General features: G+C 73.4%; 16 protein-coding genes. 10 read left to right on the top strand and 6 right to left on the bottom strand.

Features of this window, described 5'->3' with window-relative positions; genetic code table 11:
• Positions 1-28 precede the first annotated feature (28 nt).
• The 9 genes from ACFZB9_RS12860 to ACFZB9_RS12820 all read left to right on the top strand — a co-directional run bounded on the left by ACFZB9_RS12860 (position 29) and on the right by ACFZB9_RS12820 (position 9989).
• Positions 29-514 carry a 4Fe-4S binding protein gene (locus ACFZB9_RS12860; protein ID WP_391446754.1) on the top strand — a complete coding sequence of 162 codons (486 nt, stop codon included), beginning with the start codon at positions 29-31 and terminating at the stop codon, positions 512-514.
• The gene (locus ACFZB9_RS12855; RefSeq protein WP_391446387.1) at positions 511-1167 is read left to right on the top strand and encodes an NADH-quinone oxidoreductase subunit J; all 657 of its coding nucleotides are present in this window, start codon (positions 511-513) and stop codon (positions 1165-1167) included. The genes ACFZB9_RS12860 and ACFZB9_RS12855 overlap by 4 nt, the downstream gene beginning before the upstream one ends.
• A gap of 6 nt (positions 1168-1173) precedes the next feature.
• Positions 1174-1572: an NADH-quinone oxidoreductase subunit NuoK gene (gene nuoK, locus ACFZB9_RS12850; protein WP_391446386.1), complete on the top strand. Its 399-nt coding sequence runs from the start codon at positions 1174-1176 to the stop codon at positions 1570-1572.
• Positions 1569-3617 (top strand): NADH-quinone oxidoreductase subunit L, encoded by a 2049-nt coding sequence (locus ACFZB9_RS12845; RefSeq protein WP_391446384.1) that lies wholly within the window; start codon positions 1569-1571, stop codon positions 3615-3617. The genes nuoK and ACFZB9_RS12845 overlap by 4 nt, the downstream gene beginning before the upstream one ends.
• A 73-nt stretch (positions 3618-3690) precedes the next feature.
• The gene (locus ACFZB9_RS12840; protein WP_391446382.1) at positions 3691-5250 is read left to right on the top strand and encodes a NuoM family protein; all 1560 of its coding nucleotides are present in this window, start codon (positions 3691-3693) and stop codon (positions 5248-5250) included.
• 3 nt (positions 5251-5253) lie between these two features.
• Positions 5254-6837, top strand: coding sequence for an NADH-quinone oxidoreductase subunit N (locus ACFZB9_RS12835; protein ID WP_391446380.1), 1584 nt, complete (start codon positions 5254-5256; stop codon positions 6835-6837).
• Positions 6838-6977: 140 nt separating this feature from the next.
• Entirely contained in the window at positions 6978-7835 is an 858-nt protein-coding gene (htpX, locus tag ACFZB9_RS12830) for a zinc metalloprotease HtpX (protein WP_391446379.1), read from the top strand.
• A 66-nt stretch (positions 7836-7901) separates the two neighbouring features.
• Positions 7902-8198: a YciI family protein gene (locus ACFZB9_RS12825; RefSeq protein WP_391446377.1), complete on the top strand. Its 297-nt coding sequence runs from the start codon at positions 7902-7904 to the stop codon at positions 8196-8198.
• Positions 8199-8501: 303 nt separating this feature from the next.
• Complete coding sequence (locus tag ACFZB9_RS12820) at positions 8502-9989, top strand: CehA/McbA family metallohydrolase (RefSeq protein ID WP_391446752.1); 1488 nt, start codon at positions 8502-8504, stop codon at positions 9987-9989.
• A gap of 15 nt (positions 9990-10004) precedes the next feature.
• On the opposite strand, the gene ACFZB9_RS12815 is transcribed toward ACFZB9_RS12820, so the two are convergent.
• From ACFZB9_RS12815 to ACFZB9_RS12790, 6 genes are all read right to left on the bottom strand, one after another.
• Entirely contained in the window at positions 10005-10997 is a 993-nt protein-coding gene (locus tag ACFZB9_RS12815; protein ID WP_391446375.1) for an MASE1 domain-containing protein, read from the bottom strand.
• A 137-nt stretch (positions 10998-11134) separates the two neighbouring features.
• Complete coding sequence (locus ACFZB9_RS12810; protein ID WP_391446372.1) at positions 11135-11959, bottom strand: PP2C family protein-serine/threonine phosphatase; 825 nt, start codon at positions 11957-11959, stop codon at positions 11135-11137.
• A gap of 149 nt (positions 11960-12108) precedes the next feature.
• Positions 12109-13758, bottom strand: coding sequence for an LCP family protein (locus ACFZB9_RS12805; RefSeq protein ID WP_391446370.1), 1650 nt, complete (start codon positions 13756-13758; stop codon positions 12109-12111).
• Positions 13751-14317, bottom strand: coding sequence for a DUF6542 domain-containing protein (locus ACFZB9_RS12800; protein ID WP_391446369.1), 567 nt, complete (start codon positions 14315-14317; stop codon positions 13751-13753). Before ACFZB9_RS12800 ends, ACFZB9_RS12805 begins: the two co-directional genes overlap by 8 nt.
• A gap of 164 nt (positions 14318-14481) precedes the next feature.
• Positions 14482-15810, bottom strand: coding sequence for a nitrate/sulfonate/bicarbonate ABC transporter ATP-binding protein (locus tag ACFZB9_RS12795; RefSeq protein ID WP_391446366.1), 1329 nt, complete (start codon positions 15808-15810; stop codon positions 14482-14484).
• 32 nt (positions 15811-15842) lie between these two features.
• Positions 15843-17588 (bottom strand): ABC transporter permease, encoded by a 1746-nt coding sequence (locus ACFZB9_RS12790; RefSeq protein WP_391446364.1) that lies wholly within the window; start codon positions 17586-17588, stop codon positions 15843-15845.
• 214 nt (positions 17589-17802) lie between these two features.
• On the opposite strand from ACFZB9_RS12790, the gene ACFZB9_RS12785 reads away from it, so the two are divergent.
• Positions 17803-18204: a YccF domain-containing protein gene (locus tag ACFZB9_RS12785; RefSeq protein ID WP_391446362.1), complete on the top strand. Its 402-nt coding sequence runs from the start codon at positions 17803-17805 to the stop codon at positions 18202-18204.
• The last annotated feature ends 51 nt before the right edge of the window (positions 18205-18255 follow it).

The raw sequence follows: 18255 nt of genomic DNA, 5'->3' as shown, positions 1-18255 counted from the left end.
CAAGGGCCTGGCCGTCACCCTGCGGACGATGACGCGCAAGACCGTCACCGCGCAGTACCCCGAGGTGCAGCCGCAGCTGCCCCCGCGCAGCCGCGGGGTGATCGGGCTGCTGGAGGAGAACTGCACGGTCTGCATGCTCTGCGCCCGGGAGTGCCCGGACTGGTGCATCTACATCGACTCGCACAAGGAGACCCTCCCGGCGGCCGACCCGAACGCGCGCGCCCGCACCCGCAACGTGCTGGACCGCTTCGCCATCGACTTCTCGCTCTGCATGTACTGCGGGATCTGCATCGAGGTCTGCCCCTTCGACGCGCTCTTCTGGTCGCCCGAGTTCGAGTACGCGGAGACCGACATCCTGGAGCTGACCCACGAGCGCGAGAAGCTGCGCGAGTGGATGTGGACCGTGCCCGCGCCGCCGGCGCTGGACCCCGCGGCCGAGGAGCCCAAGGAGATCGCCGCCGCCCGCAAGGCCGCCGACAAGCTGGCCGCCGCCCTGGGAGGTGACGGCGCATGAGCGCGCTGCTCGCCGCCACCGGCTCGCTCGCCCCCGCGAGCCGGGGTTTCCTGTCGCCGACCGGCGTGGAGATCGTCTTCGTCCTGGTCGGCCTCGCGGTGCTCGGCTCGGCACTGATCTCGGTGACCACCAAGCAGCTGGTGCACGCCGCCCTGTGGCTGGTCGTGGCGCTCGGCGGCCTCGCCGTCGAGTTCCTGCTGCTCACCGCCGAGTTCGTGGCCTGGGTGCAGGTGCTGATCTACCTCGGCTCGGTGGTCGTGCTGGTGCTCTTCGGCCTGATGCTCACCAAGGCGCCGATCGGCCGCTCGCCGGACGCCGACTCGGGCAACCGCTGGGTCGCCCTCGGCGTCGCGCTGGCCTCGGCCGGCACCCTGGTGACCCTGGTGGTCGACGCCTTCCGGACCTCCTGGATCGACCTGGGCGGGGGCGGCGGCAGCGCCGCCGTCACCGGGGCCAGCCTGTTCCGGTACTGGGTGCTGCCCTTCGAGGCGCTCTCGGTGCTGCTGCTGGCCGCACTGGTCGGCGCGATCGTGATCTCCCGGACCGGCAAGGGCGGCACCAGGCCGCGCGCGGGCAGGCTGCGCACCGCGCGCCCGCCCGGCGCCCCGCGCCCCGGCCGCGCCACCGCCGCCCCCGAGCAGCAGGAGCGCTGACCGCCGATGCATCTCGCCTACCCCGCCGTCCTGGCCGCACTGCTCTTCAGCATCGGCGTCTACGGTCTGCTCGCCCGGCGCAACGCCATCCTGGTGCTGATGTCGGTGGAGCTGATGCTCAACGCCGTCAACCTCAACCTGGTCGCCTTCGACGCCTGGCTGCGCGACGCGCTGCACGCCGGACAGGCGCTCACCCTCTTCACCATCACCGTGGCCGCCGCCGAGATCGGCCTGGGGCTGGCCATCGTGCTGCTGGTCTTCCGGACCAAGGGCACGGCCGACGTCGACCGGCTGACCGCGCTGGGGGACCGGGCCGCCGAGGTCCCGGCCCCGGCCGCGCCGCTCGACCCGGCCGCCTGCGACACCGAAGCTGACGACGCGTCGAAGGGCCAGGCCGTCTCGTGAACATCGCCCTCCCCGCGCTGGTCCCGGCGCTGCCCGCGCTCGGTGCCGCCGCCACCTTCGCCACCGGCCGCAAGGCCCCCGGCTACAGCCGGCCGCTGGCGATCCTGCCGGTGGCCGCCGCCGCGGTGCTCGCCCTGGTCGCCGCCGTGCAGCTGGGCACCGGCCACACCCTGGACGCCGCCACCCGGCTCACCCCCACCGGCGGCCCGGACATCTCGCTCGCGATCCACCTGGACGGCTACACCTCGCTGATCTCCGTCCTGGTCGGCCTGGTCGCCACCTGCGTGCAGGTCTACTCGACCGCCTACCTGCGCACGGACCCGCGCTACCCGTCCTACGCGGCGCTGGTCTCGCTCTTCACCGCCGCGATGTTCCTGGTGGTCTACTCGGGCGACCTGATGGTGCTGCTGGTCGGCTGGGAGATCATGGGCATCTGCTCGTACTTCCTGATCGGCCACCACTGGGAGACCGCGGACGCCCGGGGAGCCTCGCTCAAGGCCTTCCTGGTCACCAAGCTCGGTGACGTGCCGTTCCTGTTCGGCATCTTCGCGCTGGCGGCCGACGCGCACACCTTCCGGATCAGCGGCGTGCTCCAGGCCGCCGCGCACGGTCAGCTGCACCACCCCACGCTGATCGCGCTGCTGCTGCTGGCCGGCGTGGCCGGCAAGAGCGCGCAGTTCCCGCTGCACACCTGGCTGCCGGACGCGATGGCCGGCCCGACCCCGGTCTCCGCGCTGATCCACGCGGCCACCATGGTGGCCGCGGGCATCTACCTGGTGGCCCGGCTGCTGCCGGTCTTCCTGCTCTCCGGCGCCGCGCTGGTGGTGCTGGCGGTGCTGGCGGCCGTGACGATGGTCGGCTCGGCGCTCTGCGCGCTGGCCCAGGACGACATCAAGCGGGTGCTGGCCTACTCCACCGTGGGCCAGCTGGGCTACATGGCCGGCGCGCTGGCCAGCGGCGACCGCGAGGCGGCCGTCTTCCACCTGGTGGGCCACGGCGCGTTCAAGGCGCTGCTGTTCCTGTCCGCCGGGGTGCTGATCCACGCCGCGCACACGAACTCGCTCTCCGCGATGTCGCGGCTGCCCGGGCTGCGCGACCGGGTGCCGGACGCCCGCTGGACGCTGGGCATCGGCCTGGTCGCACTGGCCGGCCTGCCGCCGTTCACCGGCTTCTTCAGCAAGGAGGCGGTGCTCACCGCCGCCGAGCACGCGGCCACCGGCGAGGCGCTGACCAACGGCGTCGGCCCGGCCGGCGCGGTGCCGCACGCGGCGGGCTGGATCGTGCTGGTCGCCGGGATGCTGACCGCGCTGCTGACCGCCGCCTACGCGACCAGGCTGTGGCTGCTCGCCTTCCCGAGCCTGCCCGCTCAGGCCAAGGCTCGGGCCGCAGCCCCGGCCGCCTCCGCCACCGCCGCCGAGCCCGGGGCGCCCTACTCGCCCGAGGCCGACGAGGTCGCCCCAGGCCAGGCCGAGCCGGCCGCGATGCGCTGGCCGCTGTGGGTGCTGGCGCTGCCGACCATGGCCTTCGGCGTTGCCGGTCTGCGCACCGACTGGCTGCCCGAGCTGCTGGACGGCGGCTCGCTGCGGCCGAGCCTGGTCACCGGCGTGCTCGGCACCGGGCTGGCCGTGGCCGGGGTGCTGATCAGCTACGCGACCTGGCGGGTCGTCAGCGCCCGGAGCACCGAACGGGTGCCGGAGCAGGGCGGCGCGCCCGACGCCGAGCGGCTCATCCCGGCCGCCCCCGCGCCCGCCCCGGCCGACCCGGGCCGGGTGCTGCTCGGTCCGCTCTACGGCCCGGCCCAGCACGGCTTCCGGCTGGACCGGCTCTACAGCCTGCTCTTCGTGCGCCCCACCGTGGCCGCCGCCGAGCTGGTCAAGTTCCTGGACCGCGAGGTGGTCGAGGGCTATGTGCAGGCCTCCGGCGGTACGGCCAAGCTGCTCGGCTGGGTGGTGCGGCGCAGCCAGACCGGCAACGCGCAGACCTACCTGAGCGCGCTGCTGGCCGGCGTGGTGCTGATCGCGGTCTTCGTGGCGGTCGGCACATGAGGCACGCCCGGCTGATCCCCCCTCACCCGTCCACCAGTCACCCCTGTGACCCAGCCAGCGCCGGGAGTCCCCGATGAACGTGCTCCTCATCGCCCTGCTGGCGCTGCCCCTGCTCGGCGCCGCCGCCACGCTGGCCCCGGCCACCGTGTTCGGCGCCGACCGCGAGGCCCAGGACCGGCGGGCGCTGCGCTTCAACGCGGTGCTGACCGGCCTGGTGCTGGCCCTGTCGATCGCGCTGGCGGCCGGTTTCGACCGGTCCCACCCGAGCCGGATGCAGGGCGTCACCGACGTCGCCTGGATCCCCGCGCTCAAGGTCCGCTTCCACCTCGGGGTGGACGGCATCTCGCTGCCGCTGGTGGTGCTGACCGCGCTGCTCACCTTCCTGTGCGCGCTCTACTCCACCAGGAAGCTGCCGAACGGCGAGGGCACCCCGTCGGCCCGGGTCTTCACCGGCCTGTTCCTGCTGCTGGAGGTGGGCATGCTGGCCACCTTCCTGGTGCTGGACCTGCTGCTCTTCTTCCTCGCCTTCGAGATCGTGCTGATCCCGATGTACCTCCTGATCGCGCGCTGGGGCAGTGGTGCCCGGACGGCCTCGGCCAACCGGTTCATCCTCTACACCCTGCTCGGCTCCGCGGTGATGCTGCTCGGCTTCCTGCTGATCGGCCTGAAGGCGGGCACCTTCGACATGACCGCGCTGGCCGCCGCCCACGGTCACGGCCTCTCGCACAGCACCCAGGTGCTGGCCGCACTGGCGATCGGCCTGGGACTGATGGTCAAGGCCCCCGCCTGGCCGCTGCACAGCTGGCTGCCGGACGCCCACACCTCGGCGCCGACCGTCGGCTCGGTGCTGCTGGCCGGTGTCCTGCTCAAGATGGGGACGTACGGCCTGGTCCGGGTGCTGCTGCCGGTGGTGCCGGACGGCGCCCACACGCTGGCGCCCTACCTCGGCGCGCTGGCCGCCGTCGGCATCGTCTACGGTTCGCTCGCCTGTCTCGCGCTCGCCCGCCCGGGCCGCCGGGGCGACCTCAAGCGCCTGATCGCCTTCTCCTCGGTGGGCCACATGGGCTTCGTGCTGCTGGGCATCGCCTCGCTCACCCCGGTGGGCGTGAACGGCGCGCTCTTCGCCAACATCGCCCACGGCCTGGTCACCGGCCTGCTCTTCTTCATCGTCGGCGCGCTGAAGGACCGCTACGGGACGGCCGACCTGGACACCCTCGCCGGTGAGACGGGCGCCGCGCTCTACGGCCGTGCGCCCCGGCTCGGCGCGCTGCTCGCCTTCGCCGCCGTGGCCAGCCTGGGCCTGCCGGGGCTGGCGGGCTTCTGGGGCGAGGTGCTGGCGATGTTCGGCGCCTTCGATCCGGCCGCCGGGCTGTCCCGTCCGGCCTTCGTCACCTTCATGGCGGTGGCCGGTCTCGGCACCCTGCTGACCGCCGCCTACCTGCTGGTCGTGGTCCGCCGGGTCTGCATGGGCGACCCGGCGCAGCCCGCAGCGGCCGAGGTGGCCGAGCTGCGCCCGTACGAGGCGGTCAGCTGGACCCCGCTGGCCGCGCTGACCCTGCTGGCCGGGCTCTGGCCGGCGCTGCTGCTCGGGCTCTCCGATCCGGCCGTCAAGCACCTGCTGGCGGGGGGCTGACCGATGACCAGTTCCCTCGCCGCTCTTCACTCCCTGGGGCAGCCAGCCGTGAACCCGACCCACCTCGCCGTCGCGAACCCCGGCGCGCTCATCCAGTCGGTCGACTGGGTGGCGATCGCGCCGCCGCTGATCGCCGCGCTGGCCGCGCTGCTGGTGCTGCTGGCCGATCTGCTGCTGCCCGAGGCCCGCAAGCGGCTGCTCGGCCCGCTGACCGCGGCCGGTCTGCTGCTGGCGCTGCTCGCCCTGCTGCCGCTGACCGGCGGGCAGCCGCGGGCCACCTTCTGCCTGCCCGGCGGCCAGGGCGGCACCGGCGGCTGCTCGTACGTCGCGGACCACTTCGCGCTGGTCTTCCAGCTGCTGGTGCTCGGCGGCGCGCTGATCGCCGCGCTGCTCTCGCTGCACACGGTGGACGAGCAGCGGCTGCCGGCCGGCGAGTACTGGTTCCTGCTGCTCAGCAGTGCCGCCGGAGCCGCGCTGCTGCCCGCCGCCCGCGACCTGGCGACCCTGGTGATCGCGCTGGAGGTGGTCTCGCTGCCGTCCTTCGCGCTGGTCGCCCTCAAGCGGGACGGGCGCGGCGGCGAGGCGGCGCTGAAGTTCTTCCTCTCCTCGGTCACCGCGACGGCCGTGATGCTGCTCGGCGTCAGCTTCGTCTACGCCGCCACCGGCAGCCTGCACCTGTCCGCGATCGCGGACGCCCTGGGCCACCTGCCCGGGCAGCTGCGGCCGCTCGCCGAGGCGGGCGCCGCGCTGACCCTGGTCGGCTTCGCCTTCAAGGTGGCCGCCGTCCCGTTCCACTTCTGGGTGCCCGACACCTACGCCGGTGCCCCGCTGCCGGTGGCCGGCTACCTGTCGGTGGTCGGCAAGGCGGCCGGCTTCGCCGGGCTCGCGCTGATCACCAACCTGGGGTTCCGCCCCTACGGCCACACCTGGGGCCTGCTGCTCGCGGTGCTGGCCGCCGTCACCATGACGGCCGGCAACGTGGCCGCGCTGCGCCAGCGGACCGACTCCGCCCAGGGCGCGGTGCGCCTGCTGGCCTGGTCCTCGGTGGCCCAGGCCGGCTACCTGCTGGTCCCGCTGGCCGCTGCCGGGTACGCGGGCAGTGCGCACCCGCTGGGCGCCACGGCGGCGTACGCGCTGATCTACGGCCTGGTCAACCTGGGCGCCTTCGGGGTGGCCGCGGTGGTGGCCCGGACCAGCCCGGCCAACCGGCTCGACGACTACCAGGGCCTGTTCGCCCGCAACCGCTGGGCGGCGCTGGCGCTGGCCTTCTTCCTGCTCTGCCTGGCCGGACTGCCGCCGGGTGTGGTCGGGCTGTTCGGCAAGGTGGTGGTCTTCCAGGCGGCGGTGGACGCCGGTCTCGGCTGGCTGGCGGTCCTCATGGCGGTCAACGTGGTGATCGCGCTGTACTACTACCTGCTGTGGCTGGCGAAGCTGTTCACCCCCGCCCCCGAGGCGGCCGGGCAGGCGACGGGCACCAGGCTGCCGCGGCCGCTGGCCGCGACCCTGGGGCTGACCGCGGTGGGCGCCGTGGTGCTCTCGGCGGCCCCGCAGCTCGTCCTCCAGGTGGTGTCGGGGAGCCTGTTCTAGAGCCTGTTCCGGGGGTGGTTCGCACCCGCCCCGAAGCACCGACGGCGAGCGCGGGGAACCAGCACCCCGCGCTCCTCCGTTGACCAGGCACGAGGGATGTGAACAGAGGGCTTCCCACCGCACCACTTGGAGGGGCTGCCGTGCACCGCCAGCACAACGGACTGAGGACCGCTGTCCTCCTCGGTGGACTGTCGGCACTCATCCTGGTGATCGGCAGCTTCTTCGGACGGACCGGCCTGCTGATCGCGCTGCTGGTCGCCCTCGCCACCAACGGCTACGCCTACTGGAACAGCGACAAGCTCGCGCTGCGCGCCATGCGGGCCCGCCCGGTGAGCGAGATCGAGGCCCCCGGCCTCTACCGGATCGTCCGCGAGCTCTCCACCTGCGCACGCCAGCCGATGCCGCGCCTGTACATCTCGCCGACCGAGGCCCCCAACGCCTTCGCCACCGGGCGCAACCCGCGCAACGCGGCGGTCTGCTGCACCGACGGCATCCTGCGCCTGCTGGACGAGCGCGAGCTGCGCGGGGTGCTGGGCCACGAGCTGAGCCATGTCTACAACCGCGACATCCTGATCTCCTCGGTGGCCGGAGCACTGGCCTCGGTGATCATGTTCCTGGTGAATTTCGCCTGGCTGATCCCGTTCGGCCGCAGCGAGGACGACGACGGACCCGGGCTCTTCGGCATCCTCGCCATCATGATCCTGGGCCCGCTCGCCGCGAGCTTGATCCAGCTGGCCGTCAGCCGCTCGCGCGAGTACCAGGCCGATGCCGACGGCGCCCGGATCACCGGGGACCCGCTGGCGCTGGCCGGCGCGCTGCGCAAGCTGGAGACGGGCACCCAGCGGCTGCCGCTGCCGCCCGAGCCGCGGCTGCAGACCGCCAGCCACATGATGATCGCCAGCCCGTTCCGCCGCGGCGACTCCGGCACCCGGCTCTTCGCCACCCACCCGCCGATGGCCGAGCGGATCGCCCGGCTGGAGCGGATGGCGGGGCGTTAACCTGGCCTCGACCTTGATCACCGCACCCTCGACGATCACCGCACCCTCAGCCGCAGGAGCCCGTCCGTGTTCATCGTGACCATGACCTACACCGTCCCGCTGGAGCAGATCGACGCCCTGCTGCCGGACCACGTGGCGTGGCTGGAGCGGAACTACGCGGCCGGCCGCTTCCTGGCCTCCGGGCGGCAGGTGCCCCGGGTGGGCGGGGTGATCCTGGCGCAGGCCGGGAGCCGGGCGGAGCTGCTCGCGGTGCTCGCCGAGGACCCGTTCCAGCAGGCGGGCGTGGCCGAGCTCCAGGTCACCGAGTTCCTGCCGACCATGACCGTGCCCGCGCTGCAGCCGCTGCGGGTCACGCTGGGCTGACCCCGGGCGGCGACCGCACGGCGCAGCGTCCACTGATTGCCTGTTGGTCCCGCCTCGTCCGCATGCCGATCGCCCGGGCGTAACCGGCGGGGGAAGGGGCGGGAGAGCGGGTCGGCACGGACGCGTCGAGACCGGCCCGACCTGACCTCCGGGAGGACCACCGTGTGCGAGAACGACAACTGCCGGCACCCCGACCCCCTTGACCGGCCCGAGGCCGACGACCTGCCCGAGGCCGACGGCGGGCCGGGCCCGGACCGCCGCGCACTGCTGCGCACCGGACTGCTCGCCGGGGCGGCCACCGCACTGACCCTGGCCCCGGTCTCCTTCGCCGCCGCCAGCCCGGGCAGCCCCCGCAGCGGCATCGACAGCCGCACCATCACCGGCCATCTCGACACCGGCGCCGCCGACTTCGTCCAGCTGCCGGTCGAAGTCCCGGACGGCGTCCAGCAGATCGCCGTCTCGTACAGCTACGACAAGCCCACCGTCCCCGCCGGTGTGCCGGGCAACTCCTGCGACATCGGCGTCTTCGACCAGCGCGGCACCGAGTTGGGCGGCGAGGGCTTCCGCGGCTGGTCCGGCGGGTTCCGGACGTCGTTCGCGATCAGCAACGGCGAGGCCACCCCGGGCTATCTGCCCGGGCCGGTCGAGGCGGGCACCTGGCACGTGGTGCTGGGCCCGTACCAGGTGGCGCCGCAGGGGCTCGACTACCAGGTCCAGGTGACCCTGACCTACGGCGAGCCGGGGCCCGGCTTCACCCCCGACTACCCGCCTGAGCGGGCCAAGGGGCGCGGACGGGACTGGTACCGCGGCGACTGCCACCTGCACACCGTCTACTCGGACGGCCGCCGGCTGCCCGCCGAGGTCGCCGCCGGGGCCCGCGCCGCCGGGCTGGACTTCATGGTCACCACCGACCACAACACCTCGGCCTCGCACGGCGTCTGGGGCCCGCTGGCCGGTCCCGACCTGCTGATCATCACCGGGGAGGAGGTCACCACCCGCAACGGCCACTGGCTCGCCCTCGGGCTGCCGCCCGGCACGTGGATCGACTGGCGCTACCGGGCCCGGGACAACGCCTACCCCCGGGTCGTCCGCCAGGTGCACGGCCTGGGCGGCCTGGTGGTGCCCGCGCATCCGTACTGCCCGTACATCGCCTGCCAGTGGAAGTTCGGCTACCAGGGCGCGGACGCGGTCGAGGTGTGGAACGGGCCGTGGACCTACGACGACGAGTCGGCGGTGGACAGCTGGGACGCCCAGCTCGCCGAGGCCGTGCGGGCCGGCCGGCCCTGGCTGCCGGCGATGGGCAACAGCGACGCGCACAGCGTGCCGCAGGTGATCGGCTCCCCGCACAACGTCGTGCTGGCCCAGGACCTGAGCCGGGACCAGATCCTGGCCGGGCTCAAGGCGGGGCGCAGCTGGCTGGCCGAGTCCGCCGCCGTCCGGCTCGACTTCACGGTCACCGGCCACGGGCGGCAGGCGGGCATCGGGGAGCGGCTGAGCGTCCCGGTGGACGCGCCGGTGGACGTGCGGGTCACCGTCGCCGGGGTGCCGAACGGCACCGTCCGCCTGGTCACCGACGAGGGTCAGTTGCACCAGGAATCGCTGCCGGCGAGCGGCGCGGGCACCGTGGTCTGGCGCACCACGGCCTCGCTGGCCGGCTACGTGCGGGCCGAGGTGCGCCACCCGCTGGCGGACGGCACGCCGGGCCAGGGCAACACCATGGGTGCCGCGCTGCCCTGGGGGTCGATGGCGGCGCTGACCAACCCGATCCTGCTCACCGCCGACGGGAGTTGAGCGGACGTCGCGGCACTAGGGCTGGTCGTCGCCCTCGGGCGGGGGCCAGTTCGAAGCGGCCTCGCCGGGTGCCAGCCGGGCCACCACCTCGGCCAGGCCCCGGCAGGCCAGCTCGATCCGGCGGTACATCGACTGCTGCTCGGCGATGATGGCCGACAGCAGCAGGCCGGTCAGCGCGGCCGCACCGTTGAGCGCCTGCAGGATCACCATGGTCTGCAGCACCCCGTGGTGGGCGAACGGCCCGCGGTGGGCGGTGGCCGCGGTGATGGCGAGTACCGAGACCACCAGCACGCACGGCGCCGCGCCGATCAGCTGGAAGCGCAGCGCGGCCCAGATGAGCAGCGGGAAGACCAGGAAGAGCAGGCTCAGGTGGCTGTTGGTGACGGCCAGCGTGACCAGCACGGTGCCGGCCAGCAGGACCGCCGGTTCGATCAGGTCGAAGGGCCCGCGGTCCTCGGGCAGCCGGAACCGGTACAGCGCCAGCAGCAGCGGCGCGCAGACCAGCACGCCCATGGCGTCGCCGGTCCACCAGGCCGACCAGGCCGACCAGAAGTCGTGCCCGGGCACCGAGCCGGTGAGCCGCAGCAGGCCGATGCCCACCGTGGCGCTGACCAGCATGCCGCCCAGCGCGCCGAGGAAGACCAGCGCCAGGCCGTCGCGCAGCCGGTCCAGCTCGATCCGGAAACCGGTGGCGCGCAGCAGCAGGTAGGCGGTGATCGGGGCCGCGGTGTTGCCCGCGATGATCCCGAAGGAGGCCGGGTGCAGCGGCCCGATGGTGGCGATCACCGCGAAGGTGCCCAGCGCGATGCCCGGCCAGATGCGCAGGCCGAGCAGGAGCAGGCAGGTCAGCGCGATGCCGGTGGGCGGCCAGAGCGGGGTGACCTTGGCGCCGGCGACCACCACCTGCTGGATCAGCCCGAGCCGCCCGGCCACGAAGTAGGCGAGCGCGACGGCGAGCACCCGTAGGACCGCCGCGAGGGGGCGCCGGAGGTCCTGGTTACGGGTCACAGCAGTCATCAGACAACGCCGGGCGGGCGCGGGCGGCCGTGACACGCGCGAGCGGTGGCGGCGGTCCGCCGGTCGGTGGGCGTTTCCGCGACGGGTGGGCGGGGCCCGGACCGCGCTCGGCCCTGCGCAGGGCGGACTCAGCCCGGCGGCAGGTCGTGGCGCAGCACCAGGACGGCGGCGTCATCGGTGTGCCCGGTCAGATCCGCCACCTTGATCACCGCGGCGGCCAGCTCGGCCGGCTCGGCGTCCACCCCGGCCCGGGTCACCCGGGCCACCTCGGCCAGACCGGCCGAGATCGGGAACGCCGGACCCTCGATCACCCCGTCGGTGACCAGCACGAACGCGCAGGAGGCCGGCAGCAGCCGGCGGGTGACGGGGTAGCTCTCGTCCGGCAGTACGCCCAGTGGCAGGCCGCCCTCGTCCTCGCCCAGGCCCCAGCGGCCGTCCGGCGTCGCCCAGACCCAGGGCACGTGGCCGGCCCGGGCGTGGGCCAGCTCCCGGGTGACGGGGTCGAAGCGCAGGAAGCTGCAGGTGGCGAAGAGCCGGGTGTCCATCGAGAGCAGCAGGTCGTTGGCCCGGCTGAGTACCTGGCCCGGGTCGGCGGCGGTGGCCGCCACCGCGCGCAGGCCGACCCGCACCTGTCCCATGAAGGCGGCCGCCTCGACGTCATGGCCCTGGACGTCGCCGATCGAGAAGGCGAGCGAGCCGTCCGGCAGCGGGAAGCCGTCGTACCAGTCGCCGCCGATGTTCAGGCCGTGCCGGGCCGGCGCGTACCGGGCGGCGGCCCGCAGGCCGGGCAGCTGGGGCAGCTCGGCGGGCAGCAGCTCGCGCTGCAGCGCCTCGGCCAGCTCGACCCGGGCCTGCTGCAGCTCCGCGCGTTCCAGCGCCTGCTCGGTGAGCCGGCCGAGCTCGGTCAGCAGCTCGTCGGCACTCGCGTGGCGAGGGGGGCGGCGTCGGGTCATCGACCCTCCGAGGGCTGCGTGGGTGCGGTGCTGCGTTTCTTCCGGGCCGGTCGGCGATGGGCGGGCATGGTGCACGCTCATCCTATTTCCGTGCCGCAAGGCGTGCGTGGTGGGCGCCGCGGGCCCCGGCGTCGACCACGGCCACGACCTCAGTTCACACAGGGAATCCCGCCCATCTTGACCGGCGGCCCCTGCATCGGCAGGTTGGCCGCCGGGTCGGCCGTGGAACTGGCGGCCGCGCTCGCGGCGGCGGCGGCCGGGGGCGCGGCGGCGGGGCCGGCGGGCGGGCTGTAGCCGGTGCCCAGCACCACCTGGATGTGGCCGGGCGCCACCGAGGCGGCGGCGGTGGCCGTCACGCCGTACCGGGCCGCGGCGGCGTCCGCGCCGTCCTTGGCACCGGTGCCGTAGGTCACCGTGACCTCCTTCGGGTGGCTGCTCGCCTCCGCGACGCGTCCGGCCTTGAAGCCCATGGCCACCAGCGCCTTGGACTCGTTGCCGGCCGCCCCGGTGACGGTGGAGGCGTTGAGGACGTCCACCGTGCCGCTCGGCTTGGCGGCGGGCGCGGCCGGGGGGCTGCTCGGCGCGGCGGGGCCCGCCCCGCTCCCGGCGGGTGCGGGCGAGGAGGCGGCGGTGGGCGCGGGCGCCGGGTCATGGCCGAACAGGGTCCGGACGATCTGCTTGATCTCCACCGGGTCGACCTTGTTGACGTCCTCGCCGCCGATGGTCGCGAAGCCGGCGATCGGCAGCGTGTTGAACTCGACGTTGCCGCCGGTCAGGTTGGGCGCCTGCTGGGCGAAGTCCAGGATGTTCCACTGGTCGTCGATCACCACGTCCTTCTTCACCACGTCGAACAGGCCCTGCATCTTGCCCAGGTCGCCGAAGATGCCCTCCTGCTTGAGCTTGTACTCGGCCGAGGAGATGAAGGCCTGCTGGCGGTGGGTGCGGTCCAGGTCGCCGCCGGGCAGGTTGTGGCGCTGGCGCACGAAGGCGAGCGCCTGGGAGGCGTTGAGGGTGTTGATGCCGGCCTGGCCCGAGAAGCCGGAGCCCTGGCCGGTCTCGGCCGGGTCGCTGGTGGCGTGGTTGAGGCAGACCTGGACCGGGCCGATCGCCTGCGCGATGTCGTAGAAGCCGAGCAGGTTGACCTCGGCGAAGTGGTCGATCGGTATGCCGAGGAAGTTCTGCACGGTGGCCAGCGTGGCCGCGCGGCCCGCCTCCCGGCTCTGCTGCTCCTCCTGCGCCTTGGAGAGCCCCTTGTTCGCCAGCTTGGCGTCCGCGGCCGCCTTGGCGATGCCGTAGGCCTCCTTGATCTTGTGCATCTTCCCGTCCGCGCCCTCGGTCTGCACGTAGTCGTCGCGCGGGACGGACAGCGCGGTGACCTTGCCTCCGTTGGCCGGTATGTGCAGCACGATCAGGGTGTTGGTGTTGTAGCCGCCGATGTCGCTGGAGCCGGCGTTCAGCTCGTCCTGGACGAACTGCTTCGGCAGGTCGTTGCCGTTCATGTCCTTACGGCTGTCCAGGCCGATCAGCAGGATGTTGACCGAGCTGTCCAGGTGCGGGGGCGCGGACTTCTTCACGGCGCTCAGCGCGGTGGAGGTGGTCAGGCCGGTGGTCAGCGAGGTGTAGGCGTACCAGGCGAAGCCGCTGCTGCCGAGCACCGCGAGGGAGAGGGTGCAGGCGATCGTGCGGCCGGCCACCACCAGGGGAGACCTGCGGCGTCCGGCGGTCGCCGGGGCCTGGCGGCGGGCCGCGCGGCCGGGGCCGATCGGGTCGCTGGGGTCGCTGGGGAACTGGTCAGCCACGGCGGTTCCTCTTCTGCAGAACGAGGCGGATCAGGATGACGGCCAGCGCGGCGCCGATGGACTCGACCATCACCGGGAAGCCGTGCACCAGCCAGCGCACGGATCCGGTGGCCAGCGCCTTGGAGCCCTGGTACTTGGCGGAGTCGCCGAGCAGCTCGGCGCCGGCCCAGGCGGCCAGCACGACCGGCGGCGGGGCCGGCAGCACCCACCACCAGCCCGCGCGGCCGGCCAGTGCGGCCGCGCCGGCCGTGCCGAGGACGGCGCAGCAGGCGAAGATCAGGCCCAGGCCCGGGCCGGTCAGCTCGTCGGCCAGGGCGCCGGCCAGCGGCAGGGCGACCGCCAGCAGGACGACCGCGCCGCGGTGGCGGGCGGGTGGTGCGGCCGGGGTGGAGCGGCGTCGGCTCGTAGGGGCCGGCTCACCGCGCCGCCGGCTCGCGGGGGCGGGTTCGGCGCCGCGCCGACGGGCGGCCGCGGGCGTGGCCGGTTGTGACCGTGGCTCGGGCCGGCCCGGCCACGGGGCTATGTCACCGTCGGGCCGTTCGGCCCACTCGTCTGCCACCTGTTCCGCTCCCTCGCTGTTTGCTCGGTTGCGCAATGTAGCAAGTGTTCCTGTGGGCTCTCCCGGCGGCCACCCGGCAGCGGATCCCGGGGGCGCGCGGCCGTCGCGGTGCGCCCACCAGCTGCGGGGATCCCGAGCCTTGGGGCTGTCTGCAACCTCCCGCCCTAGAGCGCCGCCTCCGCGCCGGGCTCCAGGGTGAACTCGCCGTCGTCGGCGTCGTAGTCGTAGAGCTCGCCGTACCGCCCCCAGGCGATGGCGATCTCCAGTTGGCGCCGGGCGTCCTCGGCGTCGTAGCCGCGGCGCAGCAGGTCGAGGAAGAGGTCCTCGCGCAGCTTGTGCTGGTCGGTGGCGGCCAGCGTCTGCACGATGGCGCGCACCAGCGGGGCCCGGCGGGCCGCGTTGCGGGCGAAGAGCTGCTTGCTGGTGAGGATGTCGGCCACGGTGAACTCGCGCCCGGCCTCGGTGATCGCCATCCGGGGCCCCTCGGTGCGGGCGAGGCCGAGCAGGACGGCGGCGTCGACCAGCGGCAGCAGGTCGTCGACCTCGAAGTTCAGCTCGTCCGCGATCTCGGCAAGGCCCTCCTCGCCGCCGAAGGAGAGCAGGATCTCCAGCAGGCCGGCCAGACCGCCGACGCTGGCCACCGGCAGCGGTGTGGTGATCGGAGTGGCGTTGGTGGGCGCCGCCACGGCCTCGGGCGCGGCCGGCGCCTCGTGCTCCTCGCGGCCGGTGAGGATGCCGTAGACGGTGTCGACCAGCGCCTCGAACTGCGGGGTGCGCCGGTCGCGCGGGCGGGCCAGGTCGACGGGCAGTTCGGCCTTGATCCGGCCGGGGTTGGAGGAGAGCACCAGGATCCGGTCCGCGAGCAGCACCGCCTCCTCGATGTTGTGGGTGACGATCAGGATCGACTTCACCGGTGCCTCGTGGCCCTCCCACAGGCCCATCAGCTCGGAGCGCAGGTTCTCGGCGGTCAGCACGTCGAGCGCGGAGAACGGCTCGTCCATGAAGAGCGCGTCCGGCTCCACCACCAGCGCCCGGGCGAAGCCGACCCGCTGGCGCATGCCGCCGGACAGCTCCTTGGGGTAGGCGCCCTCGAAGCCGTCCAGGCCGATCAGGTCGATCGCCTTGAGCGCCCGCTCGCGTCGCTCCTCGGCGTTCACCCCGCGCGCCTGGAGGCTCAGCTCCACGTTCTGCTGGACGGTGAGCCAGGGCAGCAGGGCGAAGGACTGGAAGACCATCGCCACGCCGGGGTTGGCGGCGCTCAGCGGTGTGCCGCGGTAGGAGACGGTGCCGGAGGAGGGCGCGATCAGGCCGGCCAGACAGCGCAGCAGGGTCGACTTGCCGGAGCCCGACTTGCCGAGCAGCGCCACGATCTCGCCCTCGGAGAGCCGCAGCATGATGTCGTCCAGCACCGGCAGCGCGCGGCCGTCGGGGGTGCTGAAGGTCTTGGTCACGCCATCGGCCTCGACGATCGTGGGGCGGGCGACAGTGGTCATGCTCGGTCAGCTCCAGTCACAGCGCGTAGTGGTCACAGCGCGTAGCGGGTCTCGGCCAGCCGGTACAGGGGCCGCCACAGCAGGCGGTTGAGCGCGACCACGTACACGCTCATCACCGTCACCCCGACCAGGATCTTCGGGAAGTCCCCGGTGCCGGTGGCCTCCGCGATGTAGGCGCCGAGGCCGGTGGCCTTCAGGTGGTGCGAGCCGTAGTCGACGACCTCCGCGACGATGGAGGCGTTCCAGGCGCCGCCGGCCGCGGTGATCCCGCCGGTCACGTAGTAGGGGAAGACGGCCGGCAGGATGAACGAGCGCCAGCGCAGCCAGCCGCGCACCTGGAAGCCCCGCATCGCCTCGCGCAGGTCGGAGGGGATGGCCGAGGCCCCGGCGATGACGTTGAAGAGGATGTACCACTGCGCGCCCAGCGCCATCAGCAGCACCGCGCCGAGGTTCAGCGAGAGGCCGATCGCGAGGAAGACGACGGTGGCGAACGGGAAGATGAAGTTCGCCGGGAAGCTGGCCAGCACCTGGACGACCGGCTGGGCGAACCGGGTGACCTTCGGGTCCATCCCGATCCACACCCCGATCGGCACCCAGACGACGGTGGCCGCGATCAGCAGCACCACCACCCGGCTGAAGGTGGCCGCCCCCAGGCCCAGCGCGTGGCCGAACTCGCCGAGCCCGACCGTGCTGTGCACGTAGTCGAAGGCCCGCCAGGCGCCGTAGACCACCACCACGGCGACCGCGCCGGCGAAGAACACGTCGCCGGTCCGCTCGCGGCTCGCCGGCCGGGCGAGCGGGTGCTCGGCCAGCCCGAAGACCCGGGTGCCGTGGTCCAGCGCCACCCCGACCGGGCGCAGCGGGCGCCCGAGCCTGGCCGGCACGCTGGAGCGGCGCAGCAGGTCGAGCACCACGCTGCGCGGACGGTCGGCGGATTCCGACTCCTCCACCCGGAACCGCTCCGACCAGGCCGTCATGGGCCGCCAGAAGAGCACGTTGACGCCGATCACCATCAGCACCATGACGGCGATCGCGATGCCGACCTGGCGCAGGTTGCCGTCCGCGATCGCGGTGGCGGCGTAGGAGCCCATGCCGGGCAGCGCGTAGTGGTGGTTGAGCACGCTGATCGACTCCGAGGCGGCCAGGAAGAACCAGGCGCCGCCGAAGCTCATCATCCCGTTCCAGACCAGCGGGATCATCCCGCTGGGCACGTCCAGCCGCCAGAACCGCTGCCACTTGGTCAGCCGCATCACCCGGGCCGCCTCGTCCAGCTCCCGGGGCTGGGTGGTCAGCGAGGCATGGAAGGCGAAGGTCATGTTCCAGGCCATCGCGGTGAAGATGGCGAAGATCGAGGCGCACTCCAGGCCGAGCGTCGAGCCGGGGAAGAGCGCGATGAACGCCGTCACGGTGACCGAGAGGAAGCCGAGCACCGGCACCGACTGCAGGATGTCCAGCACCGGCAGCAGCACCTTCTCGGTCCGCCGCATCCGGGCGGCCGCGGTGGCGTAGACGAAGGTGAACAGCACCGAGGCGATCAGCGCCGCGAACATCCGCAGCAGTGAACGCACCGCGTAGTACGGCAGGTTGGCCGGATCGGTGGAGACCGTGGCGGGCGCCTGGTCGGGCAGGAACGGCGCGTTCAGACCTGGCGCCAGCTCCAGCAGGCCGTACAGCAGCGCCACCAGCGCGGCCCCGACCAGGACGTCCACCCAGCGCAGCGCGGGGCGCCGCCACACTCCCCGGGACGGGAATCCGCCGTTGCCCGCCACCCGCGCCACCACCCGACTCCGCCTCGCGCCGCCGCCTCACGCGGCCGTCTCGCGGCCACTCAACCACCCGCCTCGCGCCACGCCCGGGCGCTCGAAGGGGCGGGGGCGCAACACTCACCGGCACGGCCCAACGGCCACCTTCCCGGTCCGCTCCGGCACTGTCGCGCAAGCTGCCCGGCCCGGGGAGGTTATGGGCGGCGCCAGGAGTGGGAGGCTTGGAGACATGAAGGCGATCGGGTTTGTGCTCAATATCCTGTGGCTGATCTTCTGCGGTATCTGGATGGCCATCGGCTATGTGATCGCCGGGGTCATCTGCTGCATTCTGATCATCACCATTCCGTTTGGCGTCGCGTCGTTCCGGATCGCCGGCTACGTCCTGTGGCCGTTCGGGCGCACCACGGTGCAGCGTCCGGACGCCGGGGCGCCCTCGCTGATCGGGAACGTGATCTGGTTCCTGTTCGCGGGCCTGTGGCTGGCGATCGGGCACCTGCTGACGAGCATCCCGCTCTTCCTGTCGATCATCGGAATCCCGTTCGGCGTGGCGAACCTGAAGATGATCCCGATCTCGCTGATGCCGCTGGGGCGGGAGATCGTCTCCACCGACGAGCGGTTCGGCGGGCGCTGATCCGACGCGGGGCCGGGTGCGCGCCGCAGGTCAGGGGCGTGCCTCGGGCCG

This window comes from Kitasatospora sp. NPDC008050 (genome assembly GCF_042957465.1).
Lineage (GTDB): Bacteria > Actinomycetota > Actinomycetes > Streptomycetales > Streptomycetaceae > Kitasatospora.
The sequence above is the reverse complement of the archived record's forward strand: the minus strand, read 5'-3'. Positions and strand labels throughout refer to the sequence as shown.

What these genes read in the sequence shown, in the direction of transcription:
- ACFZB9_RS12860 (WP_391446754.1), top strand. Translation starts at nt 29, where the DNA reads ATGACGCGCAAGACCGTCACCGCGCAGTACCCCGAGGTGCAGCCGCAG.
- ACFZB9_RS12855 (WP_391446387.1), top strand. Translation starts at nt 511, where the DNA reads ATGAGCGCGCTGCTCGCCGCCACCGGCTCGCTCGCCCCCGCGAGCCGG.
- nuoK (WP_391446386.1), top strand. Translation starts at nt 1,174, where the DNA reads ATGCATCTCGCCTACCCCGCCGTCCTGGCCGCACTGCTCTTCAGCATC.
- ACFZB9_RS12840 (WP_391446382.1), top strand. Translation starts at nt 3,691, where the DNA reads ATGAACGTGCTCCTCATCGCCCTGCTGGCGCTGCCCCTGCTCGGCGCC.
- ACFZB9_RS12835 (WP_391446380.1), top strand. Translation starts at nt 5,254, where the DNA reads ATGACCAGTTCCCTCGCCGCTCTTCACTCCCTGGGGCAGCCAGCCGTG.
- ACFZB9_RS12810 (WP_391446372.1), bottom strand. Translation starts at nt 11,959, where the DNA reads ATGACCCGACGCCGCCCCCCTCGCCACGCGAGTGCCGACGAGCTGCTG.
- ACFZB9_RS12795 (WP_391446366.1), bottom strand. Translation starts at nt 15,810, where the DNA reads ATGACCACTGTCGCCCGCCCCACGATCGTCGAGGCCGATGGCGTGACC.
- ACFZB9_RS12785 (WP_391446362.1), top strand. Translation starts at nt 17,803, where the DNA reads ATGAAGGCGATCGGGTTTGTGCTCAATATCCTGTGGCTGATCTTCTGC.